At 71.1% G+C, this 24,450-nt stretch carries 15 protein-coding genes, 1 tRNA gene and 1 pseudogene; 11 read left to right on the forward strand and 6 right to left on the reverse strand.

Annotation, left to right across the window (positions count from 1 at the left end):
• Positions 1–170: 170 nt before the first annotated feature.
• Both IG02_RS0112610 and rpsA read right to left on the reverse strand, forming a co-directional pair.
• Entirely contained in the window at positions 171–1,115 is a 945-nt protein-coding gene (locus IG02_RS0112610; RefSeq protein ID WP_030745542.1) for a PAC2 family protein, read from the reverse strand.
• Between the two features lie 221 nt (positions 1,116–1,336).
• Positions 1,337–2,842 carry a 30S ribosomal protein S1 gene (gene rpsA / locus IG02_RS0112615; RefSeq protein ID WP_030745545.1) on the reverse strand — a complete coding sequence of 502 codons (1,506 nt, stop codon included), beginning with the start codon at positions 2,840–2,842 and terminating at the stop codon, positions 1,337–1,339.
• Positions 2,843–3,213: 371 nt separating this feature from the next.
• Here rpsA and IG02_RS0112620 point away from each other — a divergent pair, with 371 nt between their 5' ends.
• Complete coding sequence (locus IG02_RS0112620) at positions 3,214–4,176, forward strand: class I SAM-dependent methyltransferase (RefSeq protein ID WP_078854428.1); 963 nt, start codon at positions 3,214–3,216, stop codon at positions 4,174–4,176.
• Between the two features lie 4 nt (positions 4,177–4,180).
• Positions 4,181–6,958 (forward strand): ATP-dependent RNA helicase, encoded by a 2,778-nt coding sequence (locus tag IG02_RS0112625; RefSeq protein ID WP_030745551.1) that lies wholly within the window; start codon positions 4,181–4,183, stop codon positions 6,956–6,958.
• Positions 6,959–7,134: 176 nt separating this feature from the next.
• Here IG02_RS0112625 and IG02_RS0112630 read toward each other — a convergent pair whose 3' ends face one another.
• Positions 7,135–8,934: a lytic murein transglycosylase gene (locus IG02_RS0112630; RefSeq protein WP_030745553.1), complete on the reverse strand. Its 1,800-nt coding sequence runs from the start codon at positions 8,932–8,934 to the stop codon at positions 7,135–7,137.
• 249 nt (positions 8,935–9,183) lie between these two features.
• The gene (polA, locus tag IG02_RS0112635) at positions 9,184–11,892 is read right to left on the reverse strand and encodes a DNA polymerase I (RefSeq protein WP_030745555.1); all 2,709 of its coding nucleotides are present in this window, start codon (positions 11,890–11,892) and stop codon (positions 9,184–9,186) included.
• A gap of 243 nt (positions 11,893–12,135) precedes the next feature.
• Here polA and IG02_RS0112640 point away from each other — a divergent pair, with 243 nt between their 5' ends.
• The 7 genes and pseudogenes from IG02_RS0112640 to IG02_RS0112670 all read left to right on the forward strand — a co-directional run bounded on the left by IG02_RS0112640 (position 12,136) and on the right by IG02_RS0112670 (position 21,683).
• Complete coding sequence (locus IG02_RS0112640) at positions 12,136–14,424, forward strand: FdhF/YdeP family oxidoreductase (RefSeq protein WP_030745557.1); 2,289 nt, start codon at positions 12,136–12,138, stop codon at positions 14,422–14,424.
• A gap of 220 nt (positions 14,425–14,644) precedes the next feature.
• Positions 14,645–15,121 (forward strand): annotated as a pseudogene (locus tag IG02_RS0112645) (hotdog fold thioesterase); the annotation flags it as partial.
• 862 nt (positions 15,122–15,983) lie between these two features.
• Positions 15,984–17,219 (forward strand): branched-chain amino acid ABC transporter substrate-binding protein, encoded by a 1,236-nt coding sequence (locus IG02_RS0112650; RefSeq protein ID WP_030745563.1) that lies wholly within the window; start codon positions 15,984–15,986, stop codon positions 17,217–17,219.
• Positions 17,220–17,324: 105 nt separating this feature from the next.
• Positions 17,325–18,254 (forward strand): branched-chain amino acid ABC transporter permease, encoded by a 930-nt coding sequence (locus tag IG02_RS0112655; RefSeq protein WP_030745566.1) that lies wholly within the window; start codon positions 17,325–17,327, stop codon positions 18,252–18,254.
• A 5-nt stretch (positions 18,255–18,259) separates the two neighbouring features.
• Entirely contained in the window at positions 18,260–20,032 is a 1,773-nt protein-coding gene (locus IG02_RS0112660; RefSeq protein ID WP_030745571.1) for a branched-chain amino acid ABC transporter permease, read from the forward strand.
• A 5-nt stretch (positions 20,033–20,037) separates the two neighbouring features.
• Positions 20,038–20,970 carry an ABC transporter ATP-binding protein gene (locus tag IG02_RS0112665; RefSeq protein ID WP_030745574.1) on the forward strand — a complete coding sequence of 311 codons (933 nt, stop codon included), beginning with the start codon at positions 20,038–20,040 and terminating at the stop codon, positions 20,968–20,970.
• Positions 20,967–21,683, forward strand: a complete 717-nt coding sequence (locus IG02_RS0112670) for an ABC transporter ATP-binding protein (protein WP_030745578.1) — start codon at positions 20,967–20,969, stop codon at positions 21,681–21,683. The genes IG02_RS0112665 and IG02_RS0112670 overlap by 4 nt, the downstream gene beginning before the upstream one ends.
• Positions 21,684–21,783: 100 nt before the next feature.
• Here IG02_RS0112670 and IG02_RS0112675 read toward each other — a convergent pair whose 3' ends face one another.
• Complete coding sequence (locus IG02_RS0112675; RefSeq protein ID WP_030745581.1) at positions 21,784–22,452, reverse strand: ANTAR domain-containing response regulator; 669 nt, start codon at positions 22,450–22,452, stop codon at positions 21,784–21,786.
• Between the two features lie 98 nt (positions 22,453–22,550).
• Here IG02_RS0112675 and IG02_RS0112680 point away from each other — a divergent pair.
• Positions 22,551–22,625 (forward strand) — tRNA-Leu (locus tag IG02_RS0112680).
• Positions 22,626–22,734: 109 nt separating this feature from the next.
• Positions 22,735–23,517 carry a helix-turn-helix domain-containing protein gene (locus IG02_RS0112685; protein WP_030745584.1) on the forward strand — a complete coding sequence of 261 codons (783 nt, stop codon included), beginning with the start codon at positions 22,735–22,737 and terminating at the stop codon, positions 23,515–23,517.
• 110 nt (positions 23,518–23,627) lie between these two features.
• Here IG02_RS0112685 and IG02_RS0112690 read toward each other — a convergent pair whose 3' ends face one another.
• Positions 23,628–24,380 carry an SIMPL domain-containing protein gene (locus IG02_RS0112690; protein ID WP_030745587.1) on the reverse strand — a complete coding sequence of 251 codons (753 nt, stop codon included), beginning with the start codon at positions 24,378–24,380 and terminating at the stop codon, positions 23,628–23,630.
• Positions 24,381–24,450 lie beyond the last annotated feature (70 nt).

A 24,450-nucleotide genomic window follows, 5' to 3' on the forward strand; every position in this document is an offset into this window, starting at 1 on the left:
GTCCGGCAAGGCGGAGGAGGGAGGCGACGCAGGAGCGGAAGGGGCCTCCCCTGGTCGAGCGAAGCCGAGACCTTGGGGATGACCGACGACAACGCCGCCAGGCGCCGCCCATCGGCACGCGACGCCGCCCCACCTATCCGCGCGACCTCTAAGGTCCGCCGCCATGCGCCTCAGGCGCCGCCCTCGCCTTCCCGCTCCGCCAGGAACCGCTCGAATTCACGGCCGATCTCATCGGCCGACGGCAGCTCCGCCGGCTCCGCGACCAGGTTGCCCCGCGTCTCCGCACCCGCGACGGCGTCGTACTGATGCTCGAGCCCCTGCACCATCGACACCAGTTCCTCGTCGCCCTCGCCCAGTTGCCGCTCGATCTCGGTCTGGGTGCGCTGCGCCTGGGTGCGCAGCGCGTGCGCGACGGTCGGCAGCACCAGGCCCGTCGCGGCGGTGATCGCCTCCAGGGCCGTCAGCGCCGCGTCGGGGTAGGCGGACCGGGCGACGTAGTGCGGAACGTGCGCCGCGACACCGAGGACGTCGTGGTCCGACTCCATCAGCCGGTACTCCACGAGCGACTCAGCGCTGCCCGGGACCTGCGCCTCGTCGAAGGGGCTGCGGTGGCCCGGCATCAGGTCGGTGCGGTTGCCGTGCGGGGTGACGCCGACCGGGCGAGTGTGCGGGACCCCCATCGGAATGCCGTGGAAATTGACCGAAAGGCGCACTCCCAGACGCTCCACGATCTGCCGGACGGCGAGCGCGAAGCGCTCCCACTCCACGTCCGGCTCGGGCCCCGACAGCAGCAGGAACGGCGCGCCCGTGGCGTCCTGTACGAGCCGTACGTCGAGCGTCGGCGTCTCGTACCCGGCCCAGCGGTCACGCCGGAACGTCAACAGGGGGCGGCGGGCGCGGTAGTCCACCAGTCTGTCGTGGTCGAAACGGGCCACCACCTGGTGGGGCAGCGACTCCAGCAGGTTCTCGACGATCTGATCGCCGGTCTCGCCCGCGTCGATGTAGCCGTCGAAGTGGTACAGCATGACCAGGCCCGCCGACTCCTGCGCCAGAGCCATGTCGACAACGGCGAGGCCCTTGGGCTCCCATTCGTACAAACCCTGCGGATCAAGCACGGTTACCGCTCCTCCTCGATGTTCCTCTGGAGAACGCACCACGAGGCGCAAGCATTCCCCACGCACCGCGTATAGACGCGTGTCGTGGGGAGTGGGCCCGACAGGTCCCACGGGTAATCCCATGGGTAAGGCCCGCTCCCCCGAGGGGAACGGGCCTTACCTTGAGGGCCATCAGCTCCGTCGGATCCAAGGGGATCCGGGGAACTCCCGGGGCCTGAGCGTCAGCTCTGGCCGCCGGCCAGCTTCTCACGCAGCGCGGCGAGCGCCTCGTCCGACGCCAGGGCGCCGGAGTTGTCCGCCGACTCCGAGGAGTACGAACCACCCGAGGCGGCCGGAGCGCTGCCACCGCCGGCGGGCGCGCCCGCACCCTCGGCAGCGGCGGCCTCGTCGGCCTCGCGGGACTTGATGACCTGGGCCTGGTGCTGCTCGAAGCGCTGCTGCGCCTCCGCGTACTGGCCCTCCCACGCCTCGCGCTGGCTCTCGTAGCCCGGCAGCCAGTCGTTGGTCTCGGGGTCGAAGCCCTCGGGGTAGATGTAGTTGCCCTGGTCGTCGTAGGACGCGGCCATGCCGTAGAGCGTCGGGTCGAACTCGACCGAGGCCGGGTCGCTGCCGAAGGACTCGTTGGCCTGCTTCAGCGAGAGGCTGATGCGGCGGCGCTCCAGGTCGATGTCGATGACCTTGACGAAGATCTCGTCGTTGACCTGGACGACCTGCTCCGGGATCTCCACGTGGCGCTCGGCCAGCTCGGAGATGTGGACCAGGCCCTCGATGCCCTCGTCGACGCGGACGAACGCACCGAACGGAACGAGCTTGGTGACCTTGCCCGGGACGACCTGACCGATCTGGTGCGTGCGGGCGAACTGCTGCCACGGGTCTTCCTGCGTCGCCTTCAGCGACAGGGAGACACGCTCGCGGTCCATGTCGACGTCCAGGACCTCGACCGTGACCTCCTGGCCGACCTCGACGACCTCGGAGGGGTGGTCGATGTGCTTCCAGGACAGCTCCGAGACGTGCACCAGACCGTCGACGCCGCCGAGGTCCACGAACGCACCGAAGTTGACGATCGAGGAGACGACGCCGGACCGGACCTGACCCTTCTGGAGGGTCGTGAGGAAGGTCTGGCGGACCTCGGACTGGGTCTGCTCCAGCCAGGCACGGCGGGACAGGACCACGTTGTTGCGGTTCTTGTCCAGCTCGATGATCTTGGCCTCGAGCTCCTTGCCCACGTAGGGCTGGAGGTCGCGGACACGACGCATCTCGACCAGCGAGGCCGGCAGGAAGCCACGGAGGCCGATGTCGAGGATGAGACCACCCTTGACGACCTCGATGACCGTACCGGTGACGATCCCGTCCTCTTCCTTGATCTTCTCGATCGTGCCCCAGGCGCGCTCGTACTGGGCGCGCTTCTTGGAGAGGATGAGACGGCCTTCCTTGTCCTCCTTCTGGAGAACCAGGGCCTCGATCTCATCGCCCACGGCGACGACCTCGTTGGGGTCGACGTCGTGCTTGATCGACAGCTCGCGGGAAGGGATGACGCCTTCGGTCTTGTAACCGATGTCGAGCAGGACCTCGTCCCGGTCGACCTTCACGATGACGCCGTCGACGATGTCGCCGTCGTTGAAGTACTTGATCGTCTCGTCGATCGCGGCGAGGAAGGCTTCCTCGTTACCGATGTCGTTGACCGCAACCTGCGGGGTGGTGGCGGTGGTCTCGGTGCTGCTCGTCATGTGGGAAAGGGCTCCGGTTACGGACATTGAGTCGTAGGTACTGCTACGCCGTGAGCCCGTATCGCCTCTGCAGAAACCGGACAGCCTAGGAAGCACCGGCCCAACGTGGTGGGGAGTGGCGCCTCGACAACCGAGGGGTCTTACATACAGATGCGAGCGCGGCTGCTACGTCTGAGGCGCGCAAGCCCGCAGCGCAACCTTTAGCATACGGGGGCAGCCGGGCACGGTCAATGCGCGAAGGCGCACACCCGGGGCGGAACCTCACATAACCGGCACAATCCGCGTTCGATGAGGCCACGGCAGAGCTCTGCCGCGCCGTCACCGGCGCTCCCGATTCAACCACCTGCCAGCAGACTATGACGACGGAAACAATGATCCAAGAGCACGAATCCGCCGCGTCCGCGGCCCTCCCGACCGACGGCGCGACCGGCCCCGGAGCCGACCCCGCAGAGGCGCGGACGGCGCCCGGCCCGCGTCATCCGACAGCGCACTCCCCGGCACTCGGCGCGGAGGCCGGCCCGGAAACCGACGCGGAACCCGAGGCGACCCGGCGCGCCAGCGGCACCGCGGAGAGCAGCCGGGCCAACCGGGGCTGGTGGGACAGGAACGCGGACGACTACCAGATCGAACACGGCACCTTCCTCGGTGACGACCGCTTCGTCTGGGGACCGGAGGGCCTCGACGAAGTCGAGGCCGGCCTGCTCGGCGACCCGGACTCCCTGCGCGGACGGGACGTCCTGGAGATCGGGGCGGGCGCGGCACAGTGCTCGCGCTGGCTAGCCGCGCAGGGCGCCCGGCCGGTGGCACTGGACCTCTCCCACCGCCAGCTCCAGCACGCGCTGCGGATAGCCGAGGGCCACTCCCTGGCGTTCCCGCTGGTCGAGGCGGACGCGGGCGCGCTGCCCTTCCGGGACGGGTCGTTCGACCTCGCGTGCTCCGCATATGGCGCGATTCCGTTCGTCGCCGACCCCGTGGCCGTCTTCCGCGAGGTGCGGCGGGTCCTGCGGCCGGGCGGTCGCTGGGTGTTCTCCGTGACGCATCCCGTCCGCTGGGCGTTCCCGGACGAGCCCGGGCCCGAAGGCCTCCAGGTGGCCGCCTCGTACTTCGACCGCACTCCCTATGTCGAGCAGGACGAGGCGGGACACGCCGTGTACGTGGAACACCACAGGACGCTCGGCGACCGGGTGCGGGACGTGGTGGCGGCCGGCTTCCGGCTGGTCGACCTGGTCGAGCCGGAGTGGCCGTCCTGGAACACCCAGGAATGGGGCGGCTGGTCCCCGCTGCGGGGAAACCTGATCCCCGGCACGGCGATCTTCGTCTGCGAACGGGACTGAGCGGGTGATCCGTACCGACGCCCTCGGGGGGCTGCCCGTGCGCACCGCCCTGCCCGCGCTCGCCCGGGCCCTCGACGACCATGGCTGCGCGGTGCTGTGCGCGCCTCCGGGAACGGGCAAGACGACGCTCGTGCCGCCCGCGCTGGCGGGGCTGCTGGACGGGCCACAGGACGGAACGCCGGTCGGGGCGCCGGGGCCGGGGGCGGCGCCGGGCGGGCTGTCGCACGGTGGTCCCGTACGGCGCGTGGTCGTGGCCGAGCCCCGGCGCATCGCGGCGCGCGCGGCGGCGCGCCGGATGGCCTGGCTGCTCGGGGAGCGCGTCGGGGAGCGCGTGGGATTCACCGTGCGCGGGGAGCGGGTGGTGGGGCGCGACACGGTGGTGGAGGTGGTGACCACCGGTGTGCTGCTCCAGCGGCTGCAGCGCGACCAGGAGCTCGCCGGGGTCGATGTGGTGATCCTGGACGAGTGCCACGAGCGGCATCTGGACGCGGACACGGTCGCCGCCTTCCTGCTGGACATACGCGCCACGCTGCGGCCCGGGCTGCGGATCGTGGCGGCCTCGGCGACGACCGACGTGGCCGGGTGGTCGCGTCTGCTGGACGGCGCGCCGGTGGTGCAGGCGGCGGGCGCCACGCATCCGGTGGAGGTGATCCACGCGCCGCCCTCGCGGCCCGTACGGCCGCCGCACGGCATGCGGGTGGATCCTGCGCTGCTGACCCACGTGGCCTCGGTCGTCCGGCGGGCGCTCGCCGAACGGGACGGTGACGTGCTCTGCTTCCTGCCGGGTGTCGGGGAGATCGGCCGGGTGGCGAGCCTGCTGGACGGGCTGGACGCCGAGGTGTTCCAGGTGCACGGGCGGGCTCCGGCCGCGACGCAGGACGCGGTTCTGGCGGGTGCCGCGCCGGCCGGGGACGGTGGCCCCGGCCGGCGCCGGGTGGTGCTGGCCACGTCCGTGGCCGAGTCGAGTCTGACGGTGCCGGGCGTCCGGATCGTGGTGGACGCGGGGCTCGCCCGGGAGCCCCGTACCGACCACGCGCGGGGGCTCGGCGCGCTCACGACCGTGCGGGTCTCCCGGGCAGGCGCCCGGCAGCGGGCCGGACGTGCCGGGCGCGAGGCCCCCGGGACGGTGTACCGCTGCTGGTCGGAGGCCGAGGACACGCGGCTGGTGCCCTTCCCCGCCCCGGAGATCAAGGTCGCGGACCTGACGGCGTTCGCGCTCCAGGCCGCGTGCTGGGGCGATCCCACCGCGCGGGGACTCGCCCTGCTGGACCCGCCGCCGGCCGGGGCCCTGGCGGCGGCGCGCTCGGTCCTGACGGCGATCGGCGCGGTGGAACCCGCCGGGAGTTCCGAGAGCGCGACGGACGGCGGCCGGGTCACGGACCGGGGGGCGCGGATGGCCGGGCTCGGGCTGCATCCACGGCTCGCGCGGGCGCTGATCGACGGCGCGCGGCAGGTGGGCGTGCACCGGGCGGCGGAGGTGGTGGCGCTGCTGAGCGAGGAGCCCCCGAGGTCCTACGGGGACGACGTGGCGGCGGTCTGGCGCGCGGTGCGACGGGGCGGGGACGCCTACGCGGCACGCTGGCGGCAGGAGGTACGACGGCTGTCCGCGGCGGTGTCGTCGCGGGTGGAGCGGGGCGAGCGGCCGGACGGAGCGCCCTATGGCGGTGCGACCGAAGGCGGAGCGGCTGTCGGCGGGAGAGCCGACGCGGCGACGGCCGACGCCGGCACGGCCGACGCCGGGGGGCACGTCGGCGGAAGGCGCGGCACCGAAGCGCACGGCGGCGAGGCGGCCGGCGCCGGGGCGGCGGGGCTGTCGGACGACGCGGTCGCCGGGCTGGTGGTGGCGCTGGCGTTCCCCGAGCGGGTGGCACGGGCCCGGGGCGAGGGCGCGTACCTGATGGTTTCCGGCACCGCCGCCGAGCCGGCCGGGGCATCGCGGCTGCGCGGCGTGCCGTGGCTGGCGGTGGCGGTCGCGGACCGGCCCGCGACGGCCGCGACGGCCCGGATCCGGCTCGCGGCCGTCATCGACGAGGACACCGCCCGGTCGGCCGCCGGACGGCTGCGGGTGACGGGCGAGGAGGTGCGCTGGGAGGACGGCGACGTCGTCGCGCGGGAGGCCGAACGCCTCGGCGCGGTCGACCTGTCCGTACGCCCTCTGAACACGCCGGAGCCGCGCCTGGTGCGCGCGGCCCTGCTGGAGGGGCTACGCCGTGAGGGGCTCGGCCTGCTGCGCTGGTCGCGGGAGGCGCGGGGGCTGCGCGAGCGGCTCGCCTTCCTGCACCGGGAGCTGGGCGCGCCCTGGCCGGACGTGTCGGACGGGGCGCTGCTGGCACGCGCGGGCGAGTGGCTGGAGCCCGAACTGTCCGCGGCCCGCCGTCGAGCCGATCTGGCCGCGGTCGACGGGGGCCAGGCGCTGCGCCGGCTGCTGCCGTGGGCGAGCGGGGAGGCGGCTCGCCTGGACGAACTGGCGCCGGAACGCATCGAGGTGCCCAGCGGCTCACGGGTCCGGGTGGAGTACGGCGGACCGCAGCCCGTACTGGCCGTGAAGCTCCAGGAGTTGTTCGGACTGCGCCGGACGCCGGAGGTCGCGGGCGTGCCGGTGCTGGTGCACCTGCTCTCCCCCGCGGGCCGCCCGGCGGCGGTGACGGCGGACCTGGCATCGTTCTGGCGGGAGGGCTACCGGGCCGTGCGGGCGGAGCTGCGCGGCCGGTACCCCCGCCACCCCTGGCCGGAGGATCCGACCACGGCCACGGCGACCCGTCGCACGAACAACCGCCGCTGAGGCGCCGGCGCGGGCGTCCCGTACGCCACCGGCCTGCCGTACCCGTACGTACCGGGCGGGCGCCCACGCTCGTCGGCCCGCCCGGTACGGCGCCTGGCGTCGCCCGGCGCCGCGGCGTCTCCCGCTGCCGGCCGGACGGCGCTGCTTCTCCAGCACCGCCCTGGCCCGACGGGCCGTCAGGCGGCCGGTTCCCCGGTCGGCTCCTCGGACGGACCGCCGGCCGGTTCGCCGGCGACCTTCAGCTCGATGGTCAGCGTCCCGCCGCCCTCGGTCTCCAGGCGCAGCAGGAACGTGCCCGTCGTGGTGTCGGCGAAGATCTCCGGAAGCCGCAGGACACCGTTCTCGTCGGTCGTGAGGCCGGTCAGCTCGCGGGTCGGACTGCCGTCGGCGCCCTTGAAGTAGGGGCCCTTGTCCAGCGGGGCAGCACCGCCTTCGGAGGTGATCACCGCGGTCGCCGCCACCTTCGGCGCGGCGGCCTGCCGGTACGTGGCCGTGGCCTCGACCCGGTCGGTGAACGCCGTGCCGGGCGCGGCCGTCAGAGCCGTGTCACCGTCGGCGGTCAGGGCGTCGGCCTGGCGGGCGGTGACGGTCGCCGTCTGGTCCAGGACCGCGACGTCCTTGACCGCGGCCGTGGCCCGTACGGTGAACTTCCCCGTCCGCTCGCCCGCTTGGAGGGTCAGCGCGGTCGCCACTCCGTCCTTGCCGGTGGGGACGAGGACCTGGAGCTTGCCGCCGGTGAACCGCGTGTCCGTGTCACCCACGATCTGGAAGCGCACCGGCACACCGGCGACGGGGCGGCCGTCCGCGTCCACGGCACGCACGGCGGCGCGCTCGGTGAACTGGCCTCCGGCCATGGCGGTGAGCGCGGCCTTACCGGCCTTCTCGATGCGCTTGACGACGGGCGTCTCGGGCGTCTCGGGCTTTTCGGGTGTGCTGGGCGGGGTGGGCGTCTGGGAACCGCCGCCCGGAGGCGGCGTGGTCGGGCCGCCGCCGGGGGTGGACGGGCCGGTGCTCCCGCCGCCCGGCTCGGGTGACGACGGGCCGGGGGCGCTGGGCGTGCCGGGGCTCGGCGAGGCGCCCGGCGTCGTGGCGCCGGTGGCCGGGCCCGCGCCGGTACCGGGGCTCGGCGACGGCGACGCCGACGGGCCGGGGTCGGCGGGGCCGGTGCCCACGGGCAGCACGCCCGTGCCGTCCGGTACCTCGTGCGTGCCCTTCTTGTAGTACTCGAACCAGGTCAGGACCGTGTTCAGGTACTCCTGCGAGTGGTTGTAGCTGAGGATGGCCCGGTCGAGGTCGGCCTGGACCGACAGGTCGCGGCTCCCGGCACACAGGTAGTTCGCCGCCGCGAGCGCCGCGTCGTAGATGTTGTTGGGATCCCTGCGACCGTCGCCGTTCGCGTCCTGGCCCCACTTGTCCCACGTGGACGGGATGAACTGCATCGGCCCGACCGCGCGGTCGTGCGTGGAGTCGCCGTCGAACTCCCCGTTGTCGGTGTCGGGGATGTTCGCGAATCCGTTGCCGTTGAGCACCGGGCCGAGAATTGGCGAGATCGTGGTGCCGCCCGCGTCCACCCGGCCGCCGCGCGCCTGGCCCGACTCGACCTTTCCGATGGCGGCGAGGAGTTGCCAGGGGAGGTTGCAGCCCGGCTTGGACTTCGCGAGTTCCTTCTCCGCCTGCTTGTACGCGGCGAGAACCGTGGCCGGGATGCCCGCTTCCGCCGGCCCGGTGACCGGCAGGTCCGTCGAGGTGCCCGGCTTGTCGGGCGTGGTGAGCGGCGGAAGCTCCGTGTAGTACGGGGAGTTGCCGGTGGCGGACGAGTCGGGCGGCGGGGTGTCGTCGGCCGACTGTGTGCCGCCGCCCGCGCCGGTGGGGAGGGCGCCGGGGGCCTGGGAGGCGGAGAGCGCCGCGATGGCGGCCGCGGCCACCGCCGTGGTCGTAGCGGTCCTGCGCAGTCGGCGGCCGAATTGAGCTGCCATGTGTCTGGTCCCTCCCTTGGCCGGCTGTTCGCGCTCCCCGCGCGAGACTCAGGCGACCCTACGTCAACTCCCGGCGCCGGCACACCGATCGGTGACGGGTTTTCACCACTTCGCCACCGGGCCGTCCTCCGTGTGCCGCGCGCCCCTCGCGCCGCCCTCCGCGCGAGGGCGTCCCGGTAGCGGCGCGCACACCCCGGCCCGGCGGTCGTCGGTACGGCCGCCTCGATACGGCGGTCCGGGTACGACCCGTCAGTGCGCCGCCGACTCCCAGGTGTCCCCCACGCCGATGGAGACGTCGAGCGGCGCGCGCAGGTCGGCGGCCGCCGACATCTCGCGGCGCAGCAGCTCCTCGACGCGCTCCCGCTCGCCCGCCGCGATCTCCAGGACGATTTCGTCATGGACCTGGAGCAGCATCCGTGAGGTGAGCCCTGCCTCGGTCAGCGCGCGGTCGACCCTGAGCATCGCGACCTTGACGATGTCCGCGGCGGTGCCCTGGATGGGCGCGTTGAGCGCCATCCGCTCGGCCATCTCGCGGCGCTGCCGGTTGTCGCTGTTCAGGTCGGGCAGATAGCGGCGGCGCCCCAGCATCGTCTCCGTGTAGCCCGTGGCCCTGGCCTCCGCCACCGCCCGGTGCAGGTAGTCCCGTACGCCGCCGAAGCGCTCGAAGAACGTGTCCATCAGCGCGCGTGCCTCGGCCGCCTCGATGTTCAGCTGCTGGGAGAGCCCGAACGCCGAGAGTCCGTAGGCCAGTCCGTATGACATCGCCTTGATCTTCCGGCGCATCTCGGGGTCGACGGCGTCCTTGCCCACGCCGAACACCTGGGAGGCGACGGTGGTGTGCAGGTCCTCACCGGAAGTGAAGGCGTCGATGAGCCCCTCGTCCTCGGAGAGGTGTGCCATCACCCGCAGCTCGATCTGGCTGTAGTCGGCCGTCATCAGCGACTCGTAGCCCTCGCCGACGACGAAGCCGCGGCGGATGGCCCGGCCCTCGTCCGTGCGCACCGGGATGTTCTGCAGGTTGGGATCGGTGGAGGAGAGCCGGCCGGTCGCCGCCACCGTCTGGTTGAAGGTCGTGTGGATGCGGCCGTCGGCGGCGACCGTCTTGATCAGCCCCTCGACCGTGACCCGCAGCTTCGCCTGTTCGCGGTGGCGCAGCATGATGACCGGCAGTTCGTGCTCGGTCTGCCCGGCGAGCCAGGCCAGCGCGTCCGCGTCCGTGGTGTAGCCGGTCTTCGTCTTCTTCGTCTTCGGCAGGCCCAGCTCGCCGAAGAGGACTTCCTGGAGCTGCTTGGGCGAGCCCAGGTTGAACTCGCGGCCGACGGCTCCGTGGGCCTCCTTGACGGCCTGTTGCACGGCGCCCGCGAACTGCTGCTCCATCGCCTCCAGGTGCGGCCGGTCGGCGGCGATGCCGTGCCGCTCCAGGCGGGCCAGCAGCGCGGAGGTGGGCAGCTCCACGTCCTGGAGCAGTCCGGTGGCACCGACCTCCTCCAGCCGCTGCGCGAACGCGTCCCCCAGGTCCAGAACGGCGCGGGCCTGTGCCATCAGGGCGTCCGCCTCGGCCTGCTCGTCGGCGCCGAAGGCGAGCTGTCCGTCGGCGGCCGGCGGGGCGAGCTCACGGCCCAGGTATTCGATGGCGAGGGCGTCCAGGTCGAAGGAGCGGCGGCCCGGCTTGACCAGGTAGGCGGCCAGGCCCGTGTCCATCGTCACGCCGTCGAGCCGCCAGCCGTGTTCCGGGGCGACCCGCATCAGCCCCTTCGCGTTGTGCACGACCTTGGGCCGGCCTGCGTCGGCCAGCCACGCGGCGAAGGCCCGCTCGTCCGCCTCGTCCAGCTGCGTCGTGTCGAACCAGGCCGCCGCCCCGTCGGCCGCGGCGAGCGCGACCTCGCTGACGCTGCCCGTGCCCAGCGCCCAGGCGTCGACCGTACCGACACCGAGCGGCCGCGTCCCGTGCTCGGCCAGCCAGGGCGCCAGCTCACCGGAGCCCAGCACCGCGCCGTCCAGCTCGACGCCCGCGGCCGGCGCCGGGGCCTCGTCCTCGGCGGCGCCCGGGTCCACGGCGAACAGCCGCTCGCGCAGGCTCGGATTGCGGATCTCCAGGACGTCCAGGACGCCCTTCACGGCCGCCCGGTCGTAGGGGAGACGCGCCAGCTCCCGCGCGCTCTTGGGCAGCTCGACGTCCCGCGCGAGCTCGGTCAGCCGGCGGTTGAGCCGGACCGACTCCAGGTGGTCCCGGAAGTTCTGCCCCGCCTTGCCCTTGACCTCCTCGGCGCGCGCCACCAGCTCGTCGAACGAGCCGAACTGGTTGATCCACTTCGCGGCGGTCTTCTCACCGACGCCGGGGATACCGGGCAGATTGTCGGACGGGTCGCCCCGCAGCGCCGCGAAGTCGGGGTACTGGGTCGGTGACAGCCCGTACTTCTCCCGCACCTTCTCCGGGGTGAAGCGCGTCAGCTCGGAGACGCCCTTCGTCGGGTACAGCACCGTCGTGTGCTCGCTGATGAGCTGGAAGGAGTCCCGGTCGCCGGTGACGATCAGCACCTCGAAGCCCTCGGCCTCGGCCTGGGTGGCGAGCGTCGCGATCACGTCGTCCGCCTCGAACCCCTCGACCGCGAACCGGTCCGCGCGCATCGCGTCCAGCAGCTCGCCGATCAGCTCGACCTGGCCCTTGAACTCGTCCGGGGTCTTCGAGCGGTTCGCCTTGTACTCGGGGAACTCCGCGGAGCGCCAGGTCACGCGGGAGACGTCGAAGGCCACCGCGAAATGCGTGGGCGACTCGTCACGCAGGGTGTTCGCCAGCATCGACGCGAAGCCGTAGATGGCGTTGGTCGGCTGACCGGTCGCCGTCGTGAAGTTCTCCGCGGGCAGCGCGAAGAACGCCCGGTACGCCAAGGAGTGCCCGTCCATGAGGAGCAGGCGCGGACGGTTTTCTGCGGTCTTCTTCGATGCTGTCTCGGCCACGCACCCGATCCTGCCACGCGCCACTGACAATCCCGACCACGGCGGCCCGCCCCGGTACGCACCGGATCCTCCCGGTGCGGCGGACGGAATCCTCCCCGCGGCGGACGGCGTCCTCCCGGGTGCGGGAACGTCTTCCGGGTACGGCCCGCCCGTTTGTCGGTGACGCGTGACAGGATCGGATACGTCGGTTACGCACGCGACGCGACGCACGGCGCGCGCACGCACAGCCCGAGGGAGAGCGTGATGGCCAGCAAGCCGCCCACCAGTGACCCGGTGCAGGACGCTCCGCGGGTCTCGCCCCCGAAGCACGCGGCGGCCGGGATCCCCGCCGTCGCCCACTCGTTGCGCATCGCCCAGCAGCAGATGGGCGCGCGGCGCACGGCCCGCACCCTGCTCAAGGTCAACCAGAAGAACGGCTTCGACTGCCCCGGCTGCGCCTGGCCCGAGGGCGACCACCGGCACACGGCCGAGTTCTGCGAGAACGGCGCGAAGGCCGTCGCGGAAGAGGCCACCGTGCGCCGCGTCACCCCCGAGTTCTTCGCCGCCCACTCCCTGCCCGACCTGGCCACCCGCAGCGGCTACTGGCTGGGACAGCAGGGCCGGATCACCCAGCCGATGCTCCTGGAGCGCGACGCCGGGGGCGAGGCGGGCGACCACTACCGGCCGGTCAGCTGGGAGCGGGCCTTCGCGATCATCGCCGAGGAGCTGACCGCGCTCGACTCCCCCGACGAGGCTCTCTTCTACACCTCGGGCCGCACGAGCAACGAGGCGGCGTTCCTGCTCCAGCTCTTCGCCCGCGAATTCGGCACGAACAACCTGCCGGACTGCTCCAACATGTGCCACGAGTCCTCCGGCTCCGCGCTCTCGGAGACCATCGGCATCGGCAAGGGCAGCGTCTCGCTGGAGGACCTGCACCAGGCCGACCTGATCATCGTGGCCGGGCAGAACCCCGGCACGAACCACCCCCGGATGCTGTCCGCGCTGGAGAAGGCCAAGGCGTCGGGGGCGAAGATCATTTCGGTGAACCCGCTGCCCGAGGCCGGCCTGGAACGGTTCAAGAACCCGCAGACCCCGCAGGGCCTGCTCAAGGGAACCTCCCTCACCGACCTCTTCCTCCAGATCCGTATCGGCGGCGACCAGGCTCTCTTCCGCCTGCTGAACAAGCTGATCCTGAACACACCGGGCGCGGTCGACGAGACGTTCGTCCGTGACCACACCCACGGCTACGAGGAGTTCGCCGCCGCCGCCGAGGCCGCCGACTGGGACGAGACCCTGGCCGCCACCGGCCTGGAGCGCGCCGAGATCGAACGGACCCTCGCCATGGTCCTGGCCTCCCGGCGCACCATCGTCTGCTGGGCCATGGGCCTGACCCAGCACAAGCACTCCGTGCCCACCATCCGCGAAGTCGTCAACTTCCTCCTCCTGCGCGGCAACATCGGTCGCCCCGGCGCCGGCGTCTGCCCCGTACGCGGCCACTCCAACGTCCAGGGCGACCGCACCATGGGCATCTTCGAACGGCCCGCCCCCGCCTTCCTCGACGCACTCGACCGCGAATTCGGCATCACCTCGCCGCGTCACCACGGTTACGACGTCGTCCGGTCCATCGAGGCGCTGCGGGACGGCAAGGCCAAGGTCTTCTTCGCGATGGGCGGCAACTTCGTCGCCGCGACCCCCGACACGGACGTCACCGAGGCCGCGATGCGCCGCGCCCGCCTCACCGTCCACGTCTCGACCAAACTCAACCGCTCGCACGCCGTCACGGGCGCCCGGGCGCTGATCCTGCCCACCCTCGGCCGCACCGACAAGGACGTCCAGGCCGGCGTCCGGCAGATCGTCACCGTCGAGGACTCCATGGGCATGGTGCACGCCTCCCGGGGCAACCTCCCGCCCGCGAGCCCCCACCTGCTGTCGGAACCGGCCATCGTCGCCCGCATGGCCCGCGCCACTCTCGGCCCCGGCTCGGCCACCCCCTGGGAGGACTTCGAGAAGGACTACGCGCGCATCCGTGACCGGATCGCCCGCGTCGTCCCAGGATTCGAGGACTTCAACGCGCGCGTCGCCCGCCCCGGCGGCTTCCAGCTGCCGCACGCCCCCCGCGACGAACGCCGCTTCCCCACGGCCACCGGCAAGGCCAACTTCACCGCCGCGCCCGTCGAGTACCCCGCGCTGCCCGCGGGCCGGCTGCTGCTCCAGACCCTGCGCTCCCACGACCAGTACAACACCACGATCTACGGTCTGGACGACCGCTACCGCGGTATCGAGGACGGGCGCCGCGTGGTCCTCGTGAACGCCGAGGACGCGGCCGAACTGGGCCTGGCCGACGGCTCGTACACCGATCTGGTCAGCGAGTGGAAGGACGGCGTGGAGCGGCGCGCCCCCGGCTTCCGGGTCGTGCACTACCCCACGGCGCGCGGCTGCGCCGCCGCCTACTACCCGGAGACCAATGTGCTGGTCCCGCTCGGTTCCACCGCCGACACGAGCAACACCCCGGCGAGCAAGTCCGTCGTCGTGCGCTTCGAGGCGGTGGGCTGACGGGGCCGGCCGGCCCGCCGGTCGCGGGGAGCGCGGCCGCCTCCGCCCGGGGACGCCCCCGGGCGGAGCCACGCCCGGCCGGCCGACCGCGTGCCGCGCCGGTGCGCGGGTAGGCCTCGCGCGTCCGCCCGGACCGCCGGGGACGCGACGGAACGCCGTGACACGAAACGCGTGCCACGGAACGAACGGCATGACGAGCTGACGATCGGAGCCCGGGCCCATGGGCGAGCACACCACCACCACGCTGCCGCAGGACATCGTCGACGAGTTCTCCGCGCTGGGCGTCGACCTGCCCGCGCTCTTCTCCGCCGGGCACCTCGGCACGCGGATGGGCGTGGAGATCGTCGAGGCGTCCGCCGAGCGCGTCGTCGGCACCATGCCCGTGGAGGGCAACACCCAGCCGTACGGCCTGCTGCACGGCGGTGCCTCCGCGGTCCTCGCGGAGACCCTCGGTTCCGTGGGCGCCATGCTGCACGGCCGCAGCACCAAGATCGCCGTGGGCGTGGACCTCAACTGCACGCACCACCGCGGCGTGCGCGGCGGCACCGTCACGGGCGTGGCGACCCCGCTCCACCTGGGCCGCACCACGGCGACGTACGAGATCGTCATCTCCGACGAGCGGGACAGGCGGATCTGCACCGCCCGCCTCACCTGCCTGCTGCGCGACGCCGCCCCGGACGCCGGCGGCGACGCGGGCGCCGCCCCGCCCCCGGGCCGTGGCACCGCCCCGTCCCCGGACGACGGGACCGGCCGGGACCTGGACGGCGACGTGGCCGCGGGCGGCGGCACGCGCCTCTGACGCGCTCCTCCCTCTCGTACGCGACACCCCCGCCGGGGGCATCCCGCGCCCGGTCACCGGCCCCGTAGCAGGCATCCCGCGCCCGATCTGAGGGCTTCGGGCACGGCCGCCGGGCCGTCCGGTACGGCAAACGGGCGCGCGTACGCCGCGAATGGGGCAGGTCCCCAGCGGCTTACGGGCAGTCCCGCCGGGGCTCCATCCCCGTGCCACCGCCGGCCCCGCCCCGCACCACACGCCAACCCATTACTTTACGTAATGCTTACCCCAGGGGTCCCCGCGCACCGTACGGTCCGGGCCTCCCCGCGCCACCACTCGTAAAACGCCCATCACGGCGCATGTGCGCGATTGCGGAAAAGTGCTGCGGAATGCCGGATTCCCTTTCCCGTTCGTAACACTGCGTAATATAGATGCAATACGAAAAAGGAGGGGCGACTTCCCCCGTCACACTCCACCAGCCCATCCTTTTCGGACACGGATTCCGGCCAGGAAGGGCGTTCACCGCGCACGCCGCCTTCACCGCCCGTCCTGCTGGTTCTCACCATCCGGAATGCACGAACAACCCAAACCCCCCTTTCCGTCTCGTGCAAACCCGAGTGTCATAACAAGAGCGTCACAGCATGCCCTGGACCACTCCTCCATTCCCGCGACCGCGCTTAGAGTCACCGCCAGTCACCGCGCCACCGGATTTCTCTCGGTCCGGCTTCCGGCGCGCGACCGGCGCCCCCGGGGAGGGAGCGCCCGTGCCCGGAAAGGACAGATCGTGCGGCACCGTTCCTTGTTCATGATCACCACCGCGGTCACCGCAGGGGCCCTCACCCTGTCGGCCTGCGGCTCCCGCGACGACAGCGGCTCGGACAGCGGTGGCGGCGGCACGACCGTTGTCATCGGCCTCGACGCGCCCCTCACCGGAGACCTCTCCGCGATGGGTCAGGGCATCAAGAACTCCGCTGACCTGGCAGTCAAGATCGCCAACAAGAACAAAGAAGTCGAGGGCGTCACCTTCAAGCTCGAGGCGCTCGACGACGTGGCCCAGGCCGCCACCGGCCAGCAGAACGCCACGAAACTCGTCGGCAACAACGAGGTCATGGGCGTCGTCGGCCCCCTGAACTCCGACGTCGGCCAGTCCATGCAGAAGGTCTTCGCCAACGCCAACCTGGTCCAGGTCTCCCCCGCCAACACCAACCCCGAGCTCACCCAGGGCAAGGACTGGCAGAGCGGCAAGAAGGTCCGCGGCTTCAAGACCTACTTCCGCACGTCGACCACCGACGCCATCCAGGGCCCGTTCGCGGCGCGGTACATGGTCAACGAGAAGAAGTTCAAGAAGGTCTACGTCATCGACGACAAGAAGACCTACGGCGCCGGCCTCGCCGCCACCTTCGCGGCCGAGTTCAAGAAGCTCGGCGGCGAAGTCGTCGGCACCGACCACATCAACCCCGACGACAAGGACTTCTCGGCCGTCGCCAGCAAGGTCGCGCAGGCCAAGCCCGACGTCGTCTACTACGGCGGCGAGTACCCCGCCGGCGCCCCCCTCGCCAGCCAGATCAAGAACGCCGGCGCCAAGGTCCCCACGGTCGGCGGTGACGCGCTCTTCAGCCCCGAGTACGTCAACCTCGCCAAGCAGAACGCCGAGGGCGACTTCGCCAGCTCCGTCGGCGCCCCGCTGGAAACCCTCGACACCGCCAAGCAGTTCATAGCCGACTACAAGGCCGGCGGGTACAAGGGCGGCTACGAGGCGTACGGAGGCTACTCCTACGACTCCACCTGGGCCATCATCCAGGCCGTCAAGGCCGTCGTCGAGAAGAACGACGGCAAGCTCCCCGAGAGCAGCGAGGCCCGCAAGCAGATCACCGAGGCCATGCAGAACGTCAGCTTCGAAGGAGTCACCGGCAAGGTCGGCTTCGACGAGTTCGGCGACACCACCAACAGGCAGCTCTCCCTCTACGAGGTCAAGAGCGGCAAGCACGTCTCCGTCTCCACCGGCGAGTTCGACGGCTGATCCCGGGCCCACAGCCAGGCCCACCCTGTAGCACCAACACCGCGCGGGGGCGCCACAGCGCCCCCGCGCGGCCGTATCTGACCACACCCCTTCGGAGGCCCCGCGGTGAACGATCTGCCGCAGCAACTTGCCAACGGCCTGCTACTCGGCGCGCTGTACGGACTCATCGCGATCGGTTACACGATGGTCTATGGCATCGTCCAGCTCATCAACTTCGCGCACGGCGAAATATTCATGATCGGCGGCTTCGGCGCGCTGACCGCCTACCTGTGGCTGCCGGCCGGCACCAGCCTGCTGTTCGCACTGCCCCTCATGATCCTCATGGCCATGGCGTGCTCCGTACTCGTCGCCATGGGCGCCGAACGGTTCGCCTACCGCCCCCTGCGCGGCGCACCCCGGCTCGCCCCGCTCATCACCGCGATCGGCCTCTCCATCGCACTGCAGCAAGCCATCTGGGCGTTCTACCCCGACGCCACCAAGTCCCGCCCCTTCCCCGAGTTCGAAGGCGGCCGGATCGACCTCGGCGCCTTCGCCATCGGACGCGGCGACCTCTTTCTCGTCATCGCCGCCCCCCTCTGCATGATCGCCCTCGGCTTCTTCGTCTCCAAGACCCGCACCGGCCGCGCCATGCAGGCCACCTCGCAGGACCCCGACACCGCGAAGCTGATGGGCATCAACACCGACCGCATCATCGTCACCGCCTTCGCCATCGGCGCCGCGTTCGCCGCCATCGCCGCCATCGCCCACGGCGTCAAGTACGGCGAAGTGAACTTCAAGATGGGCTTCATCGCCGGCCTCAAGGCCTTCACCGCCGCCGTCCTCGGCGGCATCGGCAACATCTACGGCGCGATGATCGGCGGCCTCGTCCTGGGCCTCGCCGAAGCCCTCGCCACCGCCTACATCGAGAACATCCCCGGCATGTCCCAACTGGGCGGCGGCGCCTGGAAGGACGTCTGGGCCTTCGTCCTCCTCATCCTCGTACTGCTGCTGAGGCCCCAGGGCCTCCTCGGACAACGCGTCGCGGATCGGGCGTGATACCCATGACCACCAACCAGACCCACACCATCGCCCCCGTCCTCCCCGTGCCCGCCACGGCAGCCCGGCTCACCGCCCTCGTCGGTGCCCTCGCCACGCTCGGCAGCACCTTCCTCGCCTGGACCTGGACCGCCGAATTCCCCGGCGACCTCACCGTCACCGGCTACCCCGGCGGCCTCCAGGTCCTCACCCTCACCGGCGCGCTCCTCACCGCCCTGTTCGCCCTCGCCGGCCACGGCGTCCGCGGCCTCGGCTGGCTCGTACCCGGCGGCAAGAACAGCCCCGTGCGGCTGCTCGCCCTCGGCACCTTCACCACCACCTGGTACGCCGTCCTCGCCATCACCGTCGAACTCGGCGGCCTCGTCAACCTCGAACCCGGCGGCTGGATCGCCGCCGTGGCCTCACTCGTCACCCTCGTCGGCGCCCTCGGCCTCCCCGCCGACGTACCCGCCGAAAACCCGGGCCCCGCGTCCGGGTGGCAGCGCTTCACGCACGCCTTCAAAGCGCCCGCCCCCGGCAAGGCCGCGCCCCTGCCCTCCTGGGCCGAAATCCTGATCATCGCCGCCGCCTTCGGCATCGGCCTGTTCATCTTCACCTACGGCATCGACACGGAGTACGCCGAACTCTTCATCGGCTTCCTCCTCCTCATCGGCTTCGGCGCCCCCGCCGTCGCCCGCGCGGGACTCAACCGCCGCCTCGGCGCACTCACCGCCACCCACAAGAACGTCACCGTCACCGCGGCCTTCGTCGCCGCCTTCGCGTTCCCCTTCACCCAGAGCAACGACGCCTACGCCACCATCGGCGCCAACATCCTCATCTTCGCGACCGTCGCCCTCGGCCTGAACGTCGTCGTCGGCCTCGCCGGTCTCCTCGACCTCGGATACGTCGCCTTCCTCGGCGTCGGCGCCTACACCGCCGCCCTCTTCTCCGGCTCCCCCTCCTCCACCATCGGCATCCAACTCCCCTTCTGGGCCGCCGTCCTGGCCGGAGCCGCCGCGTCCCTCATCTTCGGCGTCGTCATCGGCGCCCCCACCCTGCGGCTGCACGGCGACTACCTCGCCATCGTCACCCTCGGGTTCGGCGAGATCTTCCGCATCGCCATGCAGAACATGGACGGCGCCTCCGGACCGGACATCACCAACGGTCCCAACGGCATCCCCAACATCCCCGACCTCGAACTCTTCGGGTTCAATTTCGGGGAACCCCACAACGTCCTCGGCGTCGAACTCGGCAGGTTCTCCAACTACTACCTGCTGATGCTCTTCTTCACGATCATCGTCGTGACCGTCTTCCGCCGCTCCGACCAGTCCCGCATCGGCCGCGCCTGGGTCGCCATCCGCGAAGACGAGACCGCCGCACGCGCCATGGGCATCAACGCCTTCCGGCTCAAGCTCCTCGCCTTCGCGCTCGGCGCCACCCTCGCCGGAATGGCCGGCACCGTACAGGCACACGTGACCTTCACCGTCACCCCCGCCCAGTACAAGTTCGTCGAAGCCGTGCCCCCCAACTCCGCGTTCCTCCTCGCCGCCGTCATCCTCGGCGGCATGGGCACCGTCAGCGGACCCCTCATCGGCGCCGCACTCCTCTACCTCATCCCCGCCAAGCTCCAGTTCATGAGCGACTACCAGCTGCTCCTCTTCGGCATCGCGCTCATCCTCCTCATGCGCTTCCGCCCCGAAGGGCTCATCGCCGACCGCAGGAAGCAGCTCGAATTCCACGAGACCGGCCAACTCGACGCCCCCAAAGGCGATATCGGCCTGAGCAAAGCAGGGGTGTGACCCACATGACCACCGACACCGTGACCCCCGCCGGCACCGGCACCCCCGTACTGCACGCCTCCGGCGTCACCATGCGCTTCGGCGGCCTCACCGCCGTCCGCAACGTCGAACTCACCGTCAACAGCGGCGAGATCGTCGGCCTCATAGGCCCCAACGGCGCAGGCAAAACCACCTTCTTCAACTGCCTCACCGGCCTCTACATACCTACCGAAGGAACGGTCTCCTACAAAGGAAAAGTCCTCCCCCACCGCTCCCACCTGGTCACCCAGGCCGGCATAGCCCGCACCTTCCAGAACATCCGGCTCTTCGCCAACATGACCGTCCTGGAAAACGTCCTCGTCGGCCGGCACACCCGCACCAAAGAAGGACTCTGGAGCGCCCTCCTGCGCGGCCCCGGATTCAAAAAAGCAGAACGCGAATCCGAAGCACGCGCCATGGAACTCCTCGAATTCACCGGCCTCGCCGCCAAACGGGACCACCTCGCCCGCAACCTCCCCTACGGCGAACAGCGCAAGCTCGAGATCGCCCGCGCCCTCGCCAGCGAACCCGGGCTCCTCCTGCTCGACGAGCCCACCGCGGGCATGAATCCCCAGGAGACCCGCGCCACCGAAGAACTCGTCTTCGCCATCCGCGACCAGGGCATCGCCGTCCTCGTCATCGAGCACGACATGCGGTTCATCTTCAACCTCTGCGACCGCGTCGCCTGCCTCGTCCAGGGCGAAAAACTCGTCGAAGGCACCGCCGAAGTCGTCCAGGGCGACGAACGCGTCGTCGCCGCCTACCTCGGCACCCCCTTCGAAGACGCGCCCGGCGCCGAAGAAGTCGCCGAGGTCGAAGCGGCCGAAGCGCACGCCACGGACCGCGCCCCCGGCCCGGACAGCACCACCGGCGCAACTGGCACCACCAGCACCACCGGCCCGGAAGGGGACCCGAAGTGACCGCACTCCTCGAGGTCGAAGACCTCAAGGTCGCCTACGGCAAAATCGAGGCCGTCAAAGGCATCTCCTTCACCGTCGACGCCGGCGAGATCGTCACCCTCATCGGGACCAACGGCGCGGGAAAGACCACCACCCTTCGCACCCTCTCCGGACTCCTCAAGCCCGCGGCCGGCCGCATCACCTTCGACGGCAAGCCGCTCGGCACCGTGCCCGCCCACAAAATCGTCGCCCTCGGACTCGCCCACTCCCCCGAGGGCCGGCACATCTTCCCCCGGCTCACCATCACCGAGAACCTTCAACTCGGAGCCTTCCTGCGCACCGACAAAGCCGGCATCGAAAAAGACATCCAGCGCGCCTACGACCTCTTCCCCATCCTCGGGGAACGCCAGAAGCAGCCGGCGGGCACCCTCTCCGGCGGCGAACAGCAAATGCTCGCCATGGGCCGCGCCCTCATGTCCCAGCCCAAACTGCTCATGCTGGACGAACCCTCCATGGGACTCTCCCCCATCATGATGCAGAAGATCATGAAGACCATCGCCGAACTCAAATCCGAGGGAATGACCATCCTTCTCGTCGAGCAGAACGCCCAAGCCGCGCTCTCCCTCGCCGACCACGGCCACGTCATGGAAATCGGCAAGATCGTCCTCTCCGGCAGCGGACAGGACCTGCTCCACGACGAATCCGTACGCAAGGCATACCTCGGCGAAGACTGACCTCGAGCCGCGCACACGAGAGGGCCCGCCCCGGAACACCCCGGGACGGGCCCTCACACGTACGGAACGAGGACTCCTACCTCAACCTCAACCTCTACCTCTAGCCCTGGCCCTGGCCCTGGCCCTTGGCAGCCTTCTTCTCGTTCGCGTCCTCGATGACCGCCTCGGCCACCTGCTGCATCGACATCCGCCGGTCCATCGACGTCTTCTGGATCCACCGGAACGCCGCCGGCTCCGACAGCCCGTACTGCGTCTGCAACACCGACTTCGCCCGGTCCACCAGCTTCCGCGTCTCCAGCCGCTGCGCGAGGTCCGCGACCTCCTTCTCCAGCGTCCGCAGCTCCGCGAACCGCGACACCGCCATCTCGATGGCCGGCACCACATCGCTCTTGCTGAACGGCTTCACCAGGTACGCCATCGCCCCCGCGTCCCGCGCCCGCTCCACCAGGTCCCGCTGCGAGAAGGCGGTCAGCATCAGCACCGGCGCGATGGACTCCTCCGCGATCTTCTCCGCGGCGGAGATCCCGTCCAGCACGGGCATCTTCACATCGAGGATCACCAGGTCCGGCCGGAGCTCCCGAGCCAGCTCCACGGCCCGCTCCCCGTCCCCGGCCTCACCGACGACCGCGTAGCCCTCCTCCTCGAGCATCTCCTTGAGATCGAGCCGGATCAGAGCCTCGTCCTCCGCGATGACGACACGCGTCGTCAGCGGCGGAACGTGGGACTTGTCGTCATCGTCGGCGGGCTGGTGCGACTCGGGGGCGGTCACGGGGGCTCCTCGTTCAGACAGGGTGCTGCTTCCCATGAGCGTACCGAGCTGCGGTAAAGTAAGCCCGAGCGGGGGACCCCAATCCCTTGCTTTCGGAGGCCCCAGTACTCCAATTGGTTAGAGAGGCCGCTCTCAAACAGCGGACAGTGTGGGTTCGAATCCCACCTGGGGCACTTTCCTTCGTTTCGAAGGTCGCAAAGCTACTGTACGGCTGTCACTGAATCGGGTGAATCTGCCTCGGTTTACCCGTCTCAGGAGGCGCCTTCGATCAAGGTCGGCTTTGTGTACGACCTCCACACGCGCCAACGAGTGCTTGCCCTGGTCGCCCAGGGGCGCAGCCTCAATGCCGTGAGCAAGGAAACCGGAATATCGCGGGCGGCCATCCGCTCGTGGCAGATCCGTCCGGAACCCCTCCCGCGCGCTGTCGGCCGCTCGGCCCCGTGCCCAAGGTGCCGCCCCGAGCCTGGGGCGCCGGCCGCTACCGCGTCGTACTCCTACCTACTGGGCCTCTATCTGGGCGACGGCTGTATCAGCCCGCACCCTCATGGAGGCGCGTACCTGCGCATCGCCTGCGCGGACGCCTGGCCCGGCCTCATCGACCGATGCCGGGAGGCCGTCGCGGCCGTCCGCCCGGGGGCCCAGGTATCCGTCGTACCAAAACAGGGGTGCGTGATGGTGACCAGTTACGGGCGCCACTGGCCGTGCCTGTTCCCGCAGGACGGGCCGGGCAGAAAACACACTCGGCCCATCGCTCTCGAGCCCTGGCAGCAGACCGTCGTGCAGGCGCACCCGTGGGAGCTGCTGCGTGGCCTGGTCCACTCCGACGGTTGCCGCAGCATGAACTGGACCACGCGCGTCGTGCGCGGCGAGAAGAAGCGTTATGAGTACGCGCGCTACTGGTTCACCAACGTCTCCGACGACATTCGGCGGCTGTACACCGACACCCTCGACGCGGTCGGTGTCGAGTGGACGCAGTGCACCCGTGCGGGCAGGCCTTACAACGTCTCCGTCGCCAAGCGCGCCTCCGTCGCCCTCATGGACGCCCACATCGGCCCCAAGCACTGACCTCCGCGCCTCCACCTGGTCACCGCGGACTGTCGGCCTCGCGGACCACCCCAGGGGAGGGAGACGGCGGACCGTGTCGCCGGACGGCGGCCTGGCCTCGGCCGCGGACGTCATGCGCCGAGGTCGGGTGGAGTCATCGTGAAGCGCGCGTTCACCTGCGCGTAGACCGTCTGCCGCTGCGGTTCGAGGTCGAGTGCGGGCGCGGCGCCGCCTGGTTCGGCGGGACCTCCGTATCCCCTGGTGCGCAGTCCTCCGGGGGCGGGCGGGAGGCCGTACCCCTCGTTGTTCTCGGCTCCGAGGTCGGCGAGTTCGACCAGGGCGGCGAGGCGGGCGCCGAGGGCCGCGGCGTATTCGCGGGCGCGCTGGACGGCTTCCTGTACGGCTTGGCGGCGGGCTTCGCCGTGGGCGGGGGAGTCGGGGCGCAGCGCCCACCAGGGTCCGTTGACGCGGGTGAGGTCGAGGTCGGCGAGGCGGGTGGTGAGTTCGCCGAGGGCGGTGAAGTCGGTGAGTACGGCGGTGACGTGGACGGTGCCGTGGTAGGCGCGGACGCGCTCGTTCCGGCCGTGCCTGGTGAGTTCCGGGCTGATGGAGAAGGCTCCGGTCTCCAGTTTCTCGACGGCCGTTCCGTAGGACTTGACGAGGTCGAGGACGAAGGCGTTGCGCCGGGTGAGGTCGTCGAGGGCGGTGCGCCGGTCGGTGCCCCGGGCGCTGACGGTGATGCCGATCCTGGCGATTTCCGGATCGGCTTCGAAACGTGCGTGGCCGCGGACGGCGACCCTGGGCGCGTCGGGGGTGCCGTAGGGGACGTACGGGGAGGTGCTCGTCGTCGTGTGTGTCGTCGCGGGCGTCCCGTCCAGCGGCATGCCGGCGGTCGGTCCCGTGCTCTCGTCGGTGGTCACGGGCGGCTCCCTCGTTCGGGGTCGGTGTGACGGT

Source organism: Streptomyces sp. NRRL F-5135 (assembly GCF_000719775.1).
Classification (GTDB): domain Bacteria; phylum Actinomycetota; class Actinomycetes; order Streptomycetales; family Streptomycetaceae; genus Streptomyces; species Streptomyces hebeiensis.